This window comes from Streptomyces sp. NPDC046862 (assembly GCF_040704615.1).
GTDB lineage: Bacteria > Actinomycetota > Actinomycetes > Streptomycetales > Streptomycetaceae > Streptomyces.
Window position 1 is genome coordinate 18,210 of sequence record NZ_JBEYXP010000032.1, and the last position, 17,322, is coordinate 35,531.

General features: G+C 71.3%; 15 protein-coding genes. 12 read left to right on the forward strand and 3 right to left on the reverse strand.

Features of this window, described 5'->3' with window-relative positions:
* The first annotated feature begins 1 nt into the window (after window position 1).
* From AB0959_RS30965 to AB0959_RS30975, 3 genes are read left to right on the forward strand one after another with little or no spacing between them, the layout of a single operon-like run.
* The gene (locus AB0959_RS30965; protein ID WP_366829958.1) at window positions 2–877 is read left to right on the forward strand and encodes a helix-turn-helix transcriptional regulator; all 876 of its coding nucleotides are present in this window, start codon (window positions 2–4) and stop codon (window positions 875–877) included.
* Window positions 877–1,149, forward strand: a complete 273-nt coding sequence (locus AB0959_RS30970; protein WP_366829959.1) for a DUF397 domain-containing protein — start codon at window positions 877–879, stop codon at window positions 1,147–1,149. The genes AB0959_RS30965 and AB0959_RS30970 overlap by 1 nt, the downstream gene beginning before the upstream one ends.
* A 46-nt stretch (window positions 1,150–1,195) precedes the next feature.
* Entirely contained in the window at window positions 1,196–2,029 is an 834-nt protein-coding gene (locus AB0959_RS30975; RefSeq protein WP_366829960.1) for an SAM-dependent methyltransferase, read from the forward strand.
* 237 nt (window positions 2,030–2,266) lie between these two features.
* On the opposite strand, the gene AB0959_RS30980 is transcribed toward AB0959_RS30975, so the two are convergent.
* Together AB0959_RS30980 and AB0959_RS30985 are read right to left on the reverse strand one after the other, a co-directional pair.
* On the reverse strand, window positions 2,267–3,763 hold the full coding sequence (locus tag AB0959_RS30980) for a M81 family metallopeptidase (RefSeq protein WP_366829961.1): 1,497 nt from the start codon (window positions 3,761–3,763) through the stop codon (window positions 2,267–2,269).
* A gap of 15 nt (window positions 3,764–3,778) precedes the next feature.
* Window positions 3,779–4,975: an ROK family transcriptional regulator gene (locus AB0959_RS30985; protein WP_366829962.1), complete on the reverse strand. Its 1,197-nt coding sequence runs from the start codon at window positions 4,973–4,975 to the stop codon at window positions 3,779–3,781.
* A 194-nt stretch (window positions 4,976–5,169) separates the two neighbouring features.
* Between AB0959_RS30985 and AB0959_RS30990 the strand changes: the two genes are divergently transcribed.
* The 5 genes from AB0959_RS30990 to AB0959_RS31010 are packed head-to-tail and all read left to right on the forward strand — an operon-like array spanning window position 5,170 to window position 11,470.
* Entirely contained in the window at window positions 5,170–6,963 is a 1,794-nt protein-coding gene (locus AB0959_RS30990; protein ID WP_366829963.1) for a peptide ABC transporter substrate-binding protein, read from the forward strand.
* A gap of 10 nt (window positions 6,964–6,973) precedes the next feature.
* Window positions 6,974–7,933 (forward strand): ABC transporter permease, encoded by a 960-nt coding sequence (locus AB0959_RS30995; RefSeq protein ID WP_366829964.1) that lies wholly within the window; start codon window positions 6,974–6,976, stop codon window positions 7,931–7,933.
* On the forward strand, window positions 7,930–8,814 hold the full coding sequence (locus tag AB0959_RS31000) for an ABC transporter permease (RefSeq protein WP_366829965.1): 885 nt from the start codon (window positions 7,930–7,932) through the stop codon (window positions 8,812–8,814). Before AB0959_RS30995 ends, AB0959_RS31000 begins: the two co-directional genes overlap by 4 nt.
* Window positions 8,811–10,514, forward strand: a complete 1,704-nt coding sequence (locus tag AB0959_RS31005; RefSeq protein WP_366829967.1) for an ABC transporter ATP-binding protein — start codon at window positions 8,811–8,813, stop codon at window positions 10,512–10,514. Before AB0959_RS31000 ends, AB0959_RS31005 begins: the two co-directional genes overlap by 4 nt.
* A complete protein-coding gene (locus AB0959_RS31010; protein ID WP_366829969.1) occupies window positions 10,511–11,470 on the forward strand; it encodes an ROK family protein in 960 nt (319 codons plus the stop codon). The genes AB0959_RS31005 and AB0959_RS31010 overlap by 4 nt, the downstream gene beginning before the upstream one ends.
* A 107-nt stretch (window positions 11,471–11,577) precedes the next feature.
* Here AB0959_RS31010 and AB0959_RS31015 read toward each other — a convergent pair whose 3' ends face one another.
* Entirely contained in the window at window positions 11,578–12,534 is a 957-nt protein-coding gene (locus AB0959_RS31015; RefSeq protein WP_366829970.1) for an ABC transporter substrate-binding protein, read from the reverse strand.
* Between the two features lie 464 nt (window positions 12,535–12,998).
* On the opposite strand from AB0959_RS31015, the gene AB0959_RS31020 reads away from it, so the two are divergent.
* Genes AB0959_RS31020 through AB0959_RS31035 form a run of 4 tightly spaced genes read left to right on the forward strand, consistent with a single transcriptional unit; the run spans window position 12,999 to window position 17,238 of the window.
* Window positions 12,999–15,623: an ATP-binding protein gene (locus AB0959_RS31020; RefSeq protein WP_366830047.1), complete on the forward strand. Its 2,625-nt coding sequence runs from the start codon at window positions 12,999–13,001 to the stop codon at window positions 15,621–15,623.
* Complete coding sequence (locus tag AB0959_RS31025; RefSeq protein ID WP_366829971.1) at window positions 15,620–16,096, forward strand: roadblock/LC7 domain-containing protein; 477 nt, start codon at window positions 15,620–15,622, stop codon at window positions 16,094–16,096. Before AB0959_RS31020 ends, AB0959_RS31025 begins: the two co-directional genes overlap by 4 nt.
* Before the next feature lie 46 nt (window positions 16,097–16,142).
* Window positions 16,143–16,649 carry a DUF742 domain-containing protein gene (locus AB0959_RS31030; protein ID WP_366829972.1) on the forward strand — a complete coding sequence of 169 codons (507 nt, stop codon included), beginning with the start codon at window positions 16,143–16,145 and terminating at the stop codon, window positions 16,647–16,649.
* Window positions 16,636–17,238: an ATP/GTP-binding protein gene (locus tag AB0959_RS31035; RefSeq protein WP_366829973.1), complete on the forward strand. Its 603-nt coding sequence runs from the start codon at window positions 16,636–16,638 to the stop codon at window positions 17,236–17,238. The genes AB0959_RS31030 and AB0959_RS31035 overlap by 14 nt, the downstream gene beginning before the upstream one ends.
* Window positions 17,239–17,322 lie beyond the last annotated feature (84 nt).

Sequence of the window (17,322 nt, forward strand, 5' to 3'; positions counted from 1 at the left end):
TGTGACCGCGGAGACCGACTGGGGCGGTGCCCCCTCCGTGCTGCGGATGATCCTCGGCAGGCAGCTGGAGGAGCTGCGTACCCGGGCCGGTATGACGTTCGAGCAGGCGGGCGAGGCCATCGGAGTGAGCCACTCCACGATCCGCCGGCTGGAGGCCGCCAAGGTCGCCCGGCTCCGGCTCCCGGACGTCGAGAAGCTGCTCCAGGTGTACGGCGTGACGGACCAGCAGGAGATCGACACCTTCCTGAGCTCGACCCGTGAGGCCAACAAGCGCGGCTGGTGGCACACGTACCGTGACGTCCTGCCGGACTGGTTCGCCGCGTATCTGAGCCTGGAGCAGGCCGCGCTCCAGATCCGCGCGTACGAGGCGGAGTTCGTACACGGACTGCTGCAGACCGAGGCGTACGCGAGCGCCCTGCTGAGCGCCGGAAACCCGCACGCCTCGTCGGAGGACACCGAGCGCCGGGTGGCGCTGCGCATGCGGCGCCAGGAACTCCTCACCCGCCCGAAACCCCCGCGGGTGTGGATCGTCATGGACGAAACGGTCCTGCGCTGGCCGGTCGGGGGCTCCGCCGTGATGCGGGAGCAGGTGGACCATCTGATCGAGGTCAACCGGCTACCGAACGTGACCCTGCAGATCATGCCGTTCGCCAACGGCCCGCACCCCGCCATGCGGGCCGGAGCGTTCCATCTCTTCCGGTTCAGGGCGCCCGAGCTGCCCGACATCGTCTATCTCAGCGGCCTGGTCGGCGCTGTGTATCTCGACAAGTCGGACGACGTCGTGGTGTACCGCGAGGCCCTGGACCGGTTGGGCGCCCAGTCGGCGCCCGCCAGAAAGACCGAGGCCCTCCTCGGTGCCCTACGCAAGGAGCTCTAATGCACCACCACACGCACCACCGCGGCTCCCACAGTTCCATCAGTTCCATACGCAACGGAATGCCGTCCCGCGACCTCGGCGCGCAGGGCTGGTCCAAGCCCTGGAGCGATGACGCCGGCGGCGCCTGCGTGGAGGCGAAGAAGCTCGCCGACGGCCGCGTGGCCCTGCGCCAGTCCACCGACCCCGACGGCCCCGCCCTCGTCTTCACCCCGCACGAGATGACCAGCTTCCTGGCCGGCGTGAAGGCGGGTGACGCCGACTTCCTCCTCTGAACTCCCTTGTTTTTATCGAGCGTTCACTGAGAACCACGACTTTTGAATGGGAGGGACGGCTTTGCCCGACAACAACGGTTGGCCGGCCGACCGGATCGACACCGAGAACGCACACTCGGCGCGCATCTACGACTACATCCTCGGTGGCAAGGACTACTACCCCGCCGACCAGGAGGCGGGCGACGCCATGGCGGCGGAGTGGCCCGCCCTGCCGATCCACATGCGCGCCAACCGCGACTGGATGAACCGTGCCGTGCGCTGGCTGGCCGAGGAGGCGGGCATGCGCCAGTTCCTCGACATCGGCACCGGCATCCCGACCTCGCCGAACCTCCATGAGATCGCCCAGTCGGTGGCGCCGGAGTCCCGGGTCGTCTACGTCGACAACGACCCGATCGTCCTCACCCTGTCCCAGGGGCTGCTGTCCAGCACGCCCGAGGGGAAGACCGCGTACATCGAGGCCGACTTCCAGGACCCGGAGACCGTCCTGAACTCCCCCGAGTTCCGGGAGACCCTCGACCTGGGCAAGCCGGTCGCGCTGACCGTGATCGCGATCGTCCACTTCGTCCTGGACGAGGACGACGCGGTCGGCATCGTCCGCCGTCTCCTGGAGCCCCTCCCCTCCGGCAGCTACCTCGCGATGACCATCGGCACGGCCGAGTTCGCGCCACAGGAGGTGGGGCGGGTCGCTCGTGAGTACGCCGCCCGCAACATGCCGATGCGGCTGCGCACGATCGACGAGGCGCACGAGTTCTTCGAGGGGCTGGAGCTGGCCGAGCCGGGGATCGTCCAGGTGCACAAGTGGCATCCGGACGGGACGGGTGAGCAGGGGATCCGGGACGAGGACATCGCGATGTACGGGGCGGTGGCGCGGAAGCCGTAGTCCGGGGCGGGGCGGTCCGTTTCACTCGTGGTGAGTGGGCGGACCGCACCGCCGTGTCGCGCCTGCGGCGGGCTCCTCGCCCCCGCCGCCCCTACCCGTCCCATCCCCAGGGGCGCTGCCCCTTCAACCCCGCTCGGGGCTTCGCCCCGGACCCCGCCTCGGGGGCTCCGCCCCCGGACCCCCGCTCCTCAAACTCCCCCAGCTACCGCTGGGAGGTGCCCCCAAGGGGCTGAAATATCAGGCGGGCGGTACGACGCGAGCCGTGAGGTCGGGCGTCGGCATGTCCCGGTCGAAGGGATACAGCGGGCGGCTCACGCGGTGGTGGCCCAGGCGGAGGAGGTCCTGGTCGACTCCGCCCGGGGTGAGGGCCATCTTCCAGTCGGCCGCCATGGCGAAGAGTTCGGGCTCCAGGTAGCCGATCTTGACGATCACGAGGTCGGCTGAGCGGGGGTCGAGCGACAGGTCCGTGAAGTCGTGTTCGTGGTGGTACGGCTTGCGCAGCCGCGTGAGGATCACATGGACGGATCCCACCCGCAGCACGACCTCCGTCTCCGCGTCATGGTCCCCGTGCCGGATCGCGTGGACCTCACCGGTCAGGGTGAGCGGGCCCGCGTGACGGTCGTCCGCCTCCGCGCCCGCCGTGACCGTGACGGTCGCGCCGGCACCTGCCCGCACCGCCGTGTCCACCGCGGCCGGGCCGGGGAGCGAGGCGTAGAGGACGGTCGGGCCGGACGGGTCCTTGAACTCCGGCCGGGACAGGACCCGTTCCAGACCCCAGGTGACGTCGCCCGCGCCGCCCGCCGTCGGGTTGTCGCCCGTGTCGCTGACGAAGTACGGGCGGGCGGTGGACGCCAGCGCCTCGTCGAGGCACTCGTCGAGCGTGCCCGTCGGCGCGACGAACGCGAAGTCGTGCCGTGCCTCCCAGAAGCCCCGGGCCAGGCGCTCCGCGCCCGCCGTCACCGCTTCCTCCGCCTGCCCCGTGACCACCACCGCCGCCCGGTTGCGCGGTTCGTCCGCCCACGCGTACCCGACCCAGATGGCGGCGTCCGTCACACCCTCGGCGGCCTCCACCTCGTCGACCGCGGCGTACACGCTCCTGGCGGGTTCGATGCGGGTGGAGGTCTGTTCGCCCGCCAGGAGCACCGGCACCGGGATCCAGGCCTTCACCGGACGCGGTGCGCCGCTGACCAGGAGTTCCACCAGGTTGCGGGCCGCGCGCTCCTTCGTCTCCATGGCGTCCTCGTGCGGGGCCGTGCGGTAGCAGGTGATCAGGTCGCTCAGGTGGACCAGATCGCGCGAGACGTTGCCGTGCAGGTCCATGGAGGTGGAGACGATGACGTCGGGGCCGACGGTCTCGCGGATGCGGGCCAGCAGGTCGGCCTCCGCGTCGTCCATGCCCTCCACCGTCATCGCGCCGTGGATGTCATACCAGAGTCCGTCCAGCGGGCCCATCTCGCCCAGCCGGTCGAGGAGTTCGCCCGAGAGTTCCGCGTACGCGGACGCCGTGACCGTACCGCCTGGCAGCGCCTTGCCGACGAGTGCGCCGCGCCAGTCGGCGGCGGTGCGGAGTGGGGTGCCCGGGGTGAGGAACGGGTAGCGGGTGAGGACGTCCGTGCCGCGCCGTGGGTGGAAGGCGGGGGCCTCGGTGCGGGCCGGGGAGAAGGTCGACGACTCGATGCCCAGTCCGGCGATCGCGATGACCGGGCGGGCGACTGCGGTACGGGGTTCGGGCATGGCTCCTCCGAGGAGTCAGAGTCGGTTTCCGGTGACCGCGTGCAGCGCGTGGGCGAGCGCCCGCTGCAGGGCGAACTGGCCCGCTCCGGCCAGCCCCGCGTCGGCGCCCAGGCTCACCCGCTCGATCACCAGGTGCTCGGTCACCAGCGGATGGCAGCCCTCGTAGAGCTGGCTGCGCACGGCGGCCACGAAGGGTTCGAGCGTGGAGAGGATGCCACCGAGGTACACGGCGTCGGGGTTGAAGAAGTTGACGTTCGCCGAGAGCACCTGGCCGAGGTAGCGGCCGGCCTGACGGACCGCGCGGGTCGCCTCCGGGTCGGCGTCCAGGGCGAGGCGTACGACGTCCTCCGTGGACGCGACGTCGAGACCGCGGCCCCGCAGGATGCGCACCAGCGCGGCGCCCGAGGCGACGGTCTCCAGGCAGCCGGTGTTGCCGCAGGAGCAGGGGGCGTCGTGGGCCGCCTCGACGCGGACGTGGGTGATCTCGCCCGCGGAGCCGGTCCCGCCCCGGTAGAGGCGCCCGTCGGCGATGACGCCCGCGCCGATGGCCGAACCCATCTTCACCATGATCGACTGGCGCCGCTCGGCCGGCTGGACGGTGTGCTCGCCCAGGGCCATGCAGTTGGCGTCGTTCTCGATCGCCGCCGGGACGCCGAAGCGGTCCTCCAGCCAGCTACGGACGGGGAAGCGGTTCCAGCCCGGCATGCGGGAGGGGAGCGTGACGACGCCCGAGGCCAGGTCGACGGGGCCGGGCAGGGAGAGGCCGACGCCCCGCAGCAGGTCCCGGCCGTGCCGCTCGGCGAGGCCCTCCAGCGTCTCGGCGAGAGGAGGGAGCGCCGCCTCGGGGCCGTCCGCCGTCTCGAACGGCACCGTCGACACGTCGGTGAGCCCGCCGCCCGGGTGGACGACTCCGACGTGGGCGTGCCGCCCGCCGAGTTCGGCCGCGACGGCGATCCCCTCGTTGCTGCCGAGGCACAGCACCTTGCGGGGCCGTCCGCCGTTCGACGACCGGGTTCCCCGCTCGGCGACGAGTCCGTGGTCCATCAGCTGACCGACCGTGAGTGAGATCGTCGAGGGTGCCGCGCCCAGCAGACCGGCGAGTTCCGTGCGGGTGGTCGCCTGCCCGGAGGCGAGCAGTTCCAGGACGCGCTCGGCCAGCGAGGAGCCGGCGCCCGTGATCTTCCTGCGGTACGGGACACTTTTTTCAGGCATCTGCTGAGTAACTTCCGCGACGGGAGTCCGGAGCGTCGAGCGTACGGCCCGGAACGCGCCTCCTCACTTTTTTCAGAACAGCAGAAACAACCTTTTTACAGCGCTCTGCCTGTTTCTTCGAACACACCGGTCGTTGACTGGCCCCGCCGCGCCATTTCGGCCACGGCACACCGCCGTTCACGCCTAGGAGAGCCATGTCCTCCGCTCGCACGAGGCTTGTCGCCGGTGCCGTCCTCTCCGCGGGCACGCTGCTGCTCGCGGGCTGCTCCGGTACGAGCGACACGTCGTCCACGTCCCGCGACTCGATCAACTACGCCCTGCCCGCGAACTTCACGCCGAACTGGATCCTGCCGATCGGCACCGCGGCGCACCTCAACACCAACAACAGGTCCATCGCGGACAGCCTGTGGGAGCGGCTCGTCGCGTACGACGGCTCCACGGGGAAGATCGCCTGGAACAAGAAGGCCTCCATCGCCACGGCCGCCGACTTCGCCGCCGACGGCAAGAGCGTCACCTTCACGCTGGCCAAACGCACGTGGAGCGACGGCAAGCCGATCACCTCACGCGACGTCGAGTTCTGGTTCAACCTCATCAAGGCGAACAAGGCGCAGTGGGCGGGCTACACCCCCGGCCAGTCGCCCGACAACTGGACCGCGTTCAAGACCGTCGACGACCGCCACTTCACGATCACCTTCGACAAGGCCTACAACCCGCAGTGGATGCTGGCCAACGAGTTCAGCGAGATCACCCCGCTCCCCCAGCACGCGTGGGACCGGACCGACGCGTCCGCGAAGGTCTCCGACGCCGACCGCACGGCCGCGGGCGCCAAGAAGGTGTGGACGTACCTCAACACGGCGGCGAAGAACATCTCCGGCTACGAGAAGGACCCGCTGTGGAAGACCCTCAGCGGCCCCTACGCGGTGAAGGCCTTCTCGACCTCCGGCAAGGTCGTCCTGACCGCCAACAAGAAGTACGACGGCGGTGAGAAGGCGGGCATCGCCACCGTGAACCTCCTGCCCTTCACCACGACGGACGCCGAGAAGAACGCGCTGCGCTCCGGCGGCGTCGACTACGGGTACATCGAGGCGACCGACCTCGACCAGAAGGAGCAGTTCACCGCCCAGGGGTACGCGGTGAAGCCGTGGTCGGGCTGGGCGATCACGTACATGCCGTACAACTTCGACAACCCGGCGATGGGCGCGGTCTTCAAGCAGCTGTACGCCCGGCAGGCGGTCCAGCGGTCGATCGACCAGACGAGTCTGGCCAAGGTCATCTTCAACGGCACGGCCGTGCCCGGATACGGCCCGATCCCGCAGGGTCAGGCGTCCGACTTCCTCTCGCCGGCGCAGAAGGACAACCCGTACCCGTTCTCCACGACGGCCGCGCGTGAGCTGCTGACGAGCCATGGCTGGGCCGAACAGGGCGGCGTCATGGTCTGCGCGAAGCCCGGCAGCGGGGACTCGCAGTGCGGTGAAGGCGTCGGCAAGGGAACGAAGTTCGAGATGCAGGTGCTCTCGCAGTCCGGCTCGACCGTCACCGACAACATGATGAGCGCGATCCAGTCCTCGCTCGCGAAGACCGGCATCAAGTTCTCGATCAGGACGGCGCCGGTCAACTCGGTGCTGTCGCAGACCCCGCAGTGCACCGCGAGCCAGCCGATCTGCAAGTGGCAGCTCTCCTACTTCGGCACGGCGGGCAGCTGGTACTTCTCCGCCTTCCCGACCGGAGACTCGCTGTTCCAGACGAAGGGCGGCTCCAACTTCGGCAACTACTCCGCCCCGGACGTCGACAAGCTCATCAACGCCTCCACGACGTCGACCTCGACGAAAGCGATCCAGGACTACAGCGCGGCCCTCGCGAAGGACCTGCCGGTGATCTGGCTGCCGAACCCCGTCTACCAGGTCTCCGTCGTCAAGAACGGCCTCGGCGGCTTCTTCCAGGACTCGCTCGCCAACTTCCACCCCGCGCAGTGGAAGTGGACGAACTGAGGCCCCGGGCATGGACACACTCCTGTATCTGACCCGGCGGCTCCTCCAGGCCCTCGCGGTGATCCTCATCGTGACGGTGGTCGTCTTCTGTCTGCTGCACGCCCTGCCCGGGGGCCCCGCGCGCGGGATCCTCGGGCCGCAGGCGACGGCCGAGCAGATCACGGCGTTCAACCACGAGCAGGGCCTGGACCGTCCGCTGCCCGTGCAGTACGTCCACTACCTGGGCACCCTCCTCCAGGGCGACCTCGGGACCTCGTACACGCTCAACGAGGCGGTCTCGCGGCTGATCGAGCAACGCCTGCCGAAGACGCTCCTGCTGACCGTGCTGTCCGCGTTCGCCGGGCTGCTGCTGGCGGTGCCGCTCGGCATGTGGCAGGCGGTGCGGCGCAACAAGCCGTCGGACTACGTCATCACGACGCTGAGTTTCGTCGCGTACTCGACGCCCGTGTACTTCCTGGGACTCGTCCTGGTGCTCGTCTTCACCCAGGTCCTGCGCTGGTTCCCCTCGCAGGCGCCCCAGGGCGAGACGCTCGGCCAGGTCCTCGCGGATCCGGTCGCGCTGGTCCTGCCGGTGATGACGGGAGCCGCCTCCATGGTGGCCGTGTTCAGCCGGTACATGCGGGCGTCGACGCTGGAGAACCTCTCCGAGGACTACGTCCGCACCGCCCGCGCCGGCGGCTCGCGGCAGCGGTCGATCCTGTGGCGGCACGTGTTGCGCAACTCGCTCACCCCGGTCGTCGCCATGCTCGGCTACTACGTGCCCGTCCTCTTCGGCGGTGCCCTCGTCGTCGAGCAGCTCTTCAACTACCCCGGCATGGGGCTGCTGTTCTGGAACGCCGCCCAGTCCTCCGACTATCCGGTGCTGCTCGGCTGCGTCCTCGTCATCTCCGTCGCGACCGTCACCGGCACGCTCCTCGCCGACGTCGTGCAGCGGATCGTCGATCCCCGAGTGAAGGCGGGCCGGGCGTGAGCGCCGTACTGAACACCTCACCGGCGGCCGAGACGGCGGTGGCGGGCCACCGCCTGTCGCTGCGCCGGTTCGCGCGCAACCGGCTGGCGGTCGCCGGGCTGGTGGTCGTCGTCCTGTTCCTGCTGTTCTGCTTCGCCGGGCCACTGCTGTACGGGACCGACCAGACCCACACGGACCTCACGCAGGTGAACCTCGCACCCAGCGGGGCGCATCCGCTGGGCACGGACGCCGTGGGGCACGACGAGCTGGGGCGGCTGATGTACGGCGGGAAGGTGTCCCTGCTCGTGGGGCTCGCGGCCGGGCTCCTCGCGACCGTCATCGGAACGCTGTGGGGCGCGGTCGCGGGCTACGCGGGCGGCTGGGTCGACGCGGTCATGATGCGTGTCGTCGACGCGGGCATCGCCATCCCGGCGCTGTTCATCCTCCTCGTCGTCTCCGCCGTCACGAGCCCGGGCACTCTCGGGCTGGTCGTCATCCTCGGTCTGGTGTCGTGGCTGGTGCCCTCGCGGCTGGTCCGGGCGGAGACGCTCACGCTGAAGGGCCGCGACTACGTGCTGACGCTGCGCGCGACCGGCGGCACCCACAGCCGGGCCGTCACCCGCCACATCCTGCCGAACTCGGTCTCGACGATCGTCGTCGCGGCCACCTTCCAGATCGCGGACGCCATCCTGCTCATCGCGTACGTGTCGTACCTGGGCCTCGGGGTGCGTCCGCCGTCGACCGACTGGGGCGGCATGCTGTCGACCGGGCTGACGGCCGCGTACTCCGGACGCTGGTGGCTGATCGTTCCGCCGGGCCTCGCGATCATCCTCGTCGTCTGCGCGTTCAACGCGATCGGCGACGGACTGCGCGACGCCTTCGACGTGAGGGGGCGCGGATGAGCGTGCTGCGGATCGAGTCCCTCGGGGTGACCTTCGCGACGGAGACGGGCGACGTGCCCGCCGTCCGAGGGGTGTCGCTGCGGGTACGGCCCGGAGAGACGCTGGCGCTCGTGGGCGAGTCGGGATCGGGCAAGTCGACGGTCGCGCTGGCCGCGATGGGGCTGCTGCCGGGCAGCGCGCGGGTGTCCGGGCGGGTCCTGCTCGACGGTACGGAGGTCGTCGGAGCCTCGGAGGGCGACCTCGCGCGGCTCCGGGGCCAGACCGCGTCCATGGTGTTCCAGGAGCCCGCCACCGCGCTGGACCCCCTGGCCCGCGTGGGCGCGCAGATCGCGGAGGTCATACGGAACCACCGGGAGGTGTCGCGCGCGGAGGCGGCCGAGGAGGCCGTCCGGCTGCTGCGCCGCGTGGGCATTCCCGAGCCGGAGAAGCGGGCGTCGGCGTTCCCGTTCCAGCTCTCGGGCGGTCAGCGGCAGCGGGTCGTCATCGCGATGGCGATCGCCAACTCCCCCGACCTGCTGATCGCCGACGAGCCGACGACCGCGCTGGACGTCACCGTGCAGGCGGAGATCCTCGACCTGCTGCGGGGCCTCGCGGCCGACTCGGGCACGGGGGTCCTGCTCGTCACCCACAACATGGGTGTCGTGGCGGACTTCGCCGACCGTGTCGCCGTGATGCTCGACGGGGAGGTCGTGGAGAGCGGGACGGTGGAGCAGGTGCTGCTGCGTCCGGCGCACGAGTACACCCGCCGGTTGCTGGGTGCGGTGCCACGACTGGCGGTCGACGAGGCGCCGGGCCGTGCCGAGGCGCCGGGCCGTGTGGAGGCGGCGGGCCAGGCCCAGGACATCGACGGCGCCGAGGACGCTCCGGTGGTCGAGCTGCGGGACGTGTCCGTGCGCTTCGGGCGCGGTCGCCGGAGCGCACACGCCCTTCAGGACGTCTCCCTCACCATCGCTCCCGGAGAGACCGTCGGACTGGTGGGCGAGTCGGGGTCCGGGAAGTCGACGGCGGCCCGTGTGGCGCTCGGGCTGGTGGCGCCCGTGTCCGGGGCGGTCTCGCTGTTCGGCGCCGACCTGGGCCGGGCCAGGGGACGCCGGCGCCGTGCCCTGCTGTCCGGGGTCGGCGTGGTGCTCCAGGACCCGGTGGCCTCGCTGGACGCACGGATGAGTGTCGGTGAGTGTGTCGCCGAGCCGCTGCGCGTGCACCGCCGGGGCATGCCCGCCGCCGAGCGGCGCGCCCGCGTCGCGGAGGTGCTCGAACTCGTCCGCCTGCCGAGGGAACTCGCGGGACGCGGGCCGCGCGAACTGTCCGGTGGGCAGCGGCAGCGCGTGAGTCTCGCCCGGGCGCTGGTCCTGCGTCCCCGGCTGCTGGTCGCCGACGAGCCGACGAGCGCGCTCGACGTGAGCGTGCAGCGGACGGTCCTCGACGTGATCGCCGAGCTGCAGCGGGATCTCGGGTTCGCCTGTCTGTTCGTCTCCCACGACCTCGCCGTCGTTCAGCGGTTCGCGCAGCGTGTCGTCGTCCTGCGGGACGGGCACGTCGAGGAACATGGACCGACCATGACGACCCTCCTGCGTCCGCGGACCGAGTACACGCGCCGGCTGGTCGCGGCCGTGCCCGTACCGGATCCGGTGGTGCAGCGCCGTCGGCGCGGGGAACACCGGGCGTCCCTCACCGTCGGCGGGACGGAGGCCACCGCGTGACGCAAGCCCCCGAGCCGGTCGAGCCGGTCAAGGCGGTCGAGGCGGTCGCCGGTGTCGACATCGGCGGTACGTCCATCCAGGTGGTGCTCTGCGAGGAGGATCTCGGCGTCGTCGACCACCTCGGGGTGCCCGCCCCCGCGGCCGATGGCGGGAAGGCGATGATCGATGCCGCTCTGGGCGCCCTCCGGCTCCTGCTCGACCGCACCGGCGCGCGGCTGCTGGGCGTCGGGGTGGGCGCGGCGGGCCTCGTGGACGCGCGGGCCGGGCGGATCCTGTTGGCGACCGACTCCTTTCGCGACTGGGCCGGGTTCGCGGTGACGGACGCGATCGAGGAGGCGCTGGGTGTGCCGGCGTTCCTGGACAACGACGTGAACGCGTTCCTGCGCGGCGAGGCGACGGCCGGTGCGGTCGCGGGCGAGCGGCACGTGCTCGGGATGACCCTCGGCACCGGGGTCGGCGGGGCCCTGTGGCTGGACGGCGCGCTGTACGACGGTCCGCACGGCGCGGCGGGCGAGATCGGGCATGTACCGGGCTTCGGCGACCTGCCGTGCACGTGCGGTGGCCGTGGCCATCTGGAGACCCTCGCGTCCGGGCGCGCGATCGCCGCCCGCTACGGCGAGCGGACCGGACGGACGGTCACCGCGTTGCAGGTCGCCCAGGCGGCGGGGCGGGGCGCCCCGGAGGCACTCGCGGTGTACGGGGCCGCGGGCGCGGCGGTGGCGCGCGCGCTGCTGATCACGGCGGGGCTGCTGGACGTCACCACGTGTGTGATCGGCGGGGGCGTCAGCCGGTCCTGGGAGCTGCTGGAGCGCCCGATCCTGGCCGCGCTGGCCGACGAGCCGCCGGTCAGCGGGCATCCCATTCGCATCCTGCCGGCGCGGCTGGGCGGCGACGCGGTGGCCGTCGGGGCGGCGGCGCGGGCCCGGGACGAACTCCGTTCGGCCCGGGGGGCGTAGTTCCGGGATTCGCCGCGGGGTTCGGTTTGTTGCGGGGTGCGGGTTGGTGGTGGCTGGTCGCGCCGTTCCCCGCGCCCCTTGACGGGGCGCGGGGCTGAGCTGGGCGGCTAGGACAGGCCCGCTGTCTTCAGCCAGGCCTTGGCGACGTCCAGTGGGTCCTTGTTCTCCAGTTGTACCTGGGAGTCCAGGTCGAGGAGCGTCTTGGTGTCGAGCTTCGCCGAGACGGCGTTGAGGGCGTCGACGCCCTTCTGCGGGAGGTCGGACTTGTGGACCAGCGGGGTCACGTTGGCGAACCCGAAGAGGTTCTTCGGGTCCTGCAGGACCACGAACTTCTCCTTGGTGATGGTCGGGTCCGTGGTGAAGATGTCCGCGGCCTGCACGGTGTTCTTCTTCAGCGCCGCCTGCGTCAGCGGACCACCCGCGTCGAGCGCCTTGAAGGACTTGAACTTCAGTCCGTACTCCGACTCCAGCCCCTTCAGGCCCTGGTGGCGGGTCTGGAACTCGGGGGAGCCGCCGATGACCAGGTCGGGGGCGGCGTCCTTGAGGTCGGCGAGGGTGGACGTCGCGGTGAGGTCGTACTTCTTGGCGGTCTCGGCGTTGACCGTGACGGAGTCCTTGTCCTCGGCGGGCGACGGGTCCAGCAGCGTCAGCTTCGAGTCGAGCTTGGCCTGGACGGCGGCGTTCACGGCCTCGGTCGACTTCTGCTCCGCCTTGGAGTCCAGGTACGCCAGCAGCGAGCCGTTGTACTCGGGCAGAACCGTGATGGAGCCGTTCTTCAGCAGGCCGTACGTGGTCTCGCGGCTGCCGATGTTGGGCTTGTACGTGACCTTGACGCCCTTGGCCTTCAGGGCCTCGCCGTAGATGTCGGCGAGCAGGATGCTCTCGGCGAAGTTGTTGGAGCCCACGACGACGGTGCCGCCGGAGGCCTTGTCGTCCAGCGGGTTGTCGGACTTGTCGTCGGAGGAGCCGCATCCCGCCAGCAGGGCCGTGGTGGCGGCGAGCGCGACGGCGGCGGCAGCGTGCTGCCTCCGGATGGACCTGCGGCTGAGGGCGGTAGAAGTCACGATTCCGTTCCGGACTGGGAGGGTGGGGCGGGCGGGGCGGGCGGTGCGCTGTACGGGTGGCGCTGCGAGCAGGAAAGTTCCGTTCTGATCCAATCCAGCCGGATCCAGCCACGTCAAGCCCCACCAGATCACCGTTTCGCTTCGGGATTCAGCCAACTATGATCGACAGTGAGCCTGTTGGGAGGGAACTCTCACCCGGGCCGGCCTCGGGACGAGTTCAGCGAACAAGGCGGACAACAACGTCATAGACGCTTCGCACCCCCTCAGTGAGCTCCTGTTCCCTTTCTGCTTGTATGCTCCCGTTCCGCTGCGGCGAACGGTCAGAGCCCGTCAAGAAACGGTCATCGCAAGGCTTTCGCGCGCCGTGTGACGCCCACTAAGGAGGCCCGGTGTCCACGAACCAGGCGGGCACGCCCTCACCCGAGCCCCCGGGACCCGGGAACCGCACACGCGGTGTCCTGCGCATGCCCGGCTTCGCCGACCGGTGGCCGTTCCGGCGCAAGCTCAACCTCCTCGTGGGCGTGCCGCTCGCGGTGGTCGGCGTGCTGCTCGCGTACCTCATCACCGACCAGGTGGGGCAGGCCCGCGACGCGTCGGCCGCGGCCCAACTCGTCCGTGACAGCGTGCAGGTGGCCGAACTCGTCGACCGTGTGGAGGTCGAGCACCAGCAGGCCATCCTGCTCTCCGTGCGCCACGAGGCCGACCAGGGCGCGGCCGGGCCCTCGCTCGCCTCCTACCGCAAGGCCCAGACGGCCCTGGACGCCCAGGTGGAGAAGGTGCGCGAGACCTTCGGCGACCGGCTCCCGGACACCGAGGCGCAGGCCCTGAAGGAGATCAACGGGCTGGACAACCTGCGCCACACCATCGAGTCGGGCTACACCCCCGCCGACAACATCGACCCGGCGTACACCAACGCGGCCAAGAGCGTGATCGACGGTCTCGGCCTCGAACGCAACGCCGCCCTCGCGACCACCTTCACCGGCAACCTGCTCGACTCGCTGCTGCGCGCCGACGCCGCCCACAGCTCCTTCGAGACCAGCGTGTTCTCCGCCCGGACCGGCGACAGCAACGCGTTGATCGAGTTCATCAACGCGGTCAGCTTCGACGAGCTGTACACCTTCCAGGCCGACCGCTTCGGGCGGTTCGCCACCGAGGCACAGGCGGAGCGGCTCAGCGGGATCAAGTACAGCGCCTCGCAGGCCACCATCCTCCAGCACTACGCGGAACTGCAGATCGATCCCAGCGGGCTGCAGGCCGAGTCCCCCGCCGAGATCCGCAGGGCGTTCGCCGAGGCGCTGGACTCGTACCCCGTCTACCGCGAACAGGCCGAGAACCGGCTGAAGATCACCACGTCGCTCATCGACCAGATCGCCGACCGCGCCGACCACGTCTCCGAGAACGCCTACCAGCGGGCCAGCCTGCTGCTGGCTCTCGCGCTGCTGGGCTTCGTCGGCTGGCTCGGATTCTCGGTGGCGGTCCGCCGCTCGGTGGTCAAGCCGGTGCAGGCGCTGACCGGGGCCGCCCGCGAGGTGGCCGAGGCCGGCGGGCGCGAACTGGCCCGCGTGGCCGACGACGACGCCGAGGACGCCGGGCCGCCGCGGCTGCGCGAGGTCCCGGTCACCGCACGCGACGAGATCGGCGAACTCGCCGAGGCGTTCAACCGCGTACAGACCACCGCGTCGGCGCTGCTGGAGCGGCAGGTGCTCAGCCGGCGAAACGTCGCGGAGATGTTCGGCAACGTAGGACGCCGAGTCAGCAACCTGACGACACGTCAGCTCACCCTGATCGACGCGGTCGAGCGCGGCGAGACCGACCCCGCCCTGCTCGACCGCCTCTACTCCATCGACCACATCGCGGTCCGGCTGCGCCGCAACGCCGACAGCCTGATGCTGCTCGCCGGCATCCGCGAGACCGTCCTGAACTCCGGGCCCACCCCCCTTACCGACGTCGTCCGCGCCGCGCTCGGCCAGATCGAGGGCTTCCGGCGCGTACGGCTCATCGCCCGGACCCAGGTCATGGTCGAGCCGGACATCGTCGGCGACCTGACCCTGATGGTGGCCGAACTCCTCGAGAACGCCGTCTCCTTCTCGCCCGCCGACAGCCAGGTCGAGGTGGGCGTCAGCAGCACCGCCGAGGGCGCGCTGATCGAGGTCGCCGACCACGGCCTCGGCATGAGCCAGGAGCGCCTGGCCGAGGAGAACGCCCGGCTCATCCGCCGCGAGCGACTCGACCTGGTGCCGACGAAGGTCCTCGGCCTGTTCGTGGTCGGCACACTGGCGCGCCGCTGGGGCGTCGAGGTCACCCTGGCCCGCACGGTGGGCGGCGGCCTGACCGCCATGGTGACCGTCCCGTCGTCACTGCTGCTGACGATGAGCCCGGTGGGGGTGGAGGCCTCCGGTGCCTCCGGTGCCTCCCGTACTTCCAGTGCTTCCACTGCCCCCGCCGCTTCCGGTGCCGCCGGTACCTCCGGTGCCTTCAGCGCGGAGACGATCATTACGGGTGCGGTCGGCGAGGCGGCTCAGGGCGCCGGTGCCTCCCCGACTCCCCGCGCCTCCTCCGAACCCCCCGCCTCACCCGGACCCCCCGCGCCCTCCGGCCCCCTGCCGTCCACCGTCGTCCCGGCCGGCGCCGCCCCGCTCCCTCACCGGGTCCCCCGCCGCGACACGGAGCCGGCCGACGAGCGGGCGGCCCAGGCCGGGCAGGAGGCGCCCGCGAGCGCCCCGTTCGTTCCCGCGCCCCGCAGCGGCGACGGCACGGACGCTCCCCGCGCCACGGCGGCGGAGGCTCCGCCCGACTCCGCCCGGCCCCTTCGCCGCCGCGTCCGGGGTGCCACCCTCCGCACGGCGGACACCTCGGGGCGCACGGCGCGTCAGGTGGCCCGCCCGGCCGACGCGGAGGCCGTCCGGTCGGAGCTGGAGGAGTTCGAGGCCGCCGTCGAGCGCGCGCACCGCGACTCCGCGGCGGCCACCACCACGGACCCGGACCCCACACCCGTCACCCCACAGGACCGCCGGACCCGCCGGGACGACCAGCACGACCGGCACGACCGGCACGACCAGACCGACCTCCCGGAAGGAGCGGAGCAGTGAGTACGTCGACAGGTGACACTCCGGTGGGAGGGGCCGAGCCGGCCGATCTCAAGGCCGCGGCGGCCGACTTCACCTGGCTGCTGAACCGGTTCGCCACCGAGACCGGCGGCGTGGTCGACGCCATTGCCGTGTCCTCCGACGGGCTGCTCATCGCCGTGTCGCAGATGCGCGAGCACGCCGACTCCGAACGCCTGGCCGCGATCGTGTCCGGTATCACCAGCCTGGCCGCCGGCGCCTCCGGCAATTACGGCCTGGGCGGCCTGAACAAGGTCATCATCGATCTGGAGGGCGGCCACGTGCTGGTCTCCGCGATCGGCAGCGGCGCCGTGCTCGGCGTGGTCACCGACAAGGAGGCCAAGCTGGGCAACATCGCCTACGAGATGACGCTGTTCGCCAACCGCGCCGGTTCCGCGCTCAGCCCTCAGCTCGTCCTCGAACTGAAGAACAGCGTCGGGGGCGCGGCGACGCGCTGACCGGTCGCCGGCCGGTCGACGGAGTCGAAGGAGGAGGGACGCATCCATGGCGGACGGCCAAGCCCCGGCCGAAGCGGACGGCTTCGCCGACCCGGAGACCAGTCCTGAGACCGGTCCTGAGACGGGTCCGGAGGCCGGTCCGGAGGGCTTCACCGGCCCGGACGGCGCCCCCGTCGGCGCGGCCTCCGCCGTGCGGCCGTTCCTGCTCACCCAGGGCCGGGTGGCTGGGCACGCCTCCGCTGCCGCGATCCCCGTCGAGGCCCAGGTCGTCGCCACCACCGCGGGCATCGAGGCGCTCGACCGGCTCACTCTGGAGCGGCACGCCATCGTGGCCGCCTGCCGGCGGCCGCAGTCGGTCGCGGAGATCGCGGCCAGGCTCCGGCTGCACCTCAACGTCGTCCGCGTCCTGGCCCAGGACCTGCGCGCCGAGGGTCACCTGTCGGTGCACGTGCCCAACCCCGGCGCCGCCCGCGACGCATCCGTCCTGCGAAAGATCATCGATGGTCTCCGCGCCATCCCCGACTCCCGAGGGGTACTCCGTGACTCCGACTGAACCGGCCGCCGGCGGCACCACCGTGGGGACGACGGCCGTACGACCACCGCTGCCGGTCAAGCTCGTGGTGGCGGGCGGCTTCGGCGTGGGCAAGACCACCACCGTCGGCTCGATCTCGGAGATCGAGCCGCTGACCACCGAGGCGGCCATCACCGAGGTCGCGGCGGGCGTGGACGACCTGACCCACACCCCGCGCAAGACGACGACCACGGTCGCCATGGACTTCGGCTGCATCACCATCGACCCGACGCTGAAGCTGTACCTGTTCGGTACGCCGGGACAGGACCGGTTCGGCTTCATGTGGGACGACCTCGTCGAGGGCGCGGTCGGCGCGCTGGTCATCGTCGACACGCGGCGCCTGGACGACTGCTACGCGGCCGTGGACTACTTCGAGGACAAGGAGATCCCGTTCGCGGTGGCGGTCAACGCCTTCGACGGCAAGGTGGAGCACGCCCTGGACGAGGTCCGCTGGGCGCTCGACGTCGCCGAGGAGGTCCCGGTCACCGTGTTCGACGCCCGCGAGCGCGGTTCGGTGCGCGACGCGCTGCTCGTCGTCCTGGAACTGGCACTGGCCCGCACCGAGGCGTGACGGCGGGCCAGGCCCCTCGCTCCCCCGCCGGGAGTGCGCTGTCGGTAACGCGCTGCCAGGCGTGCCCTGTCGGGCGTGCTCTGT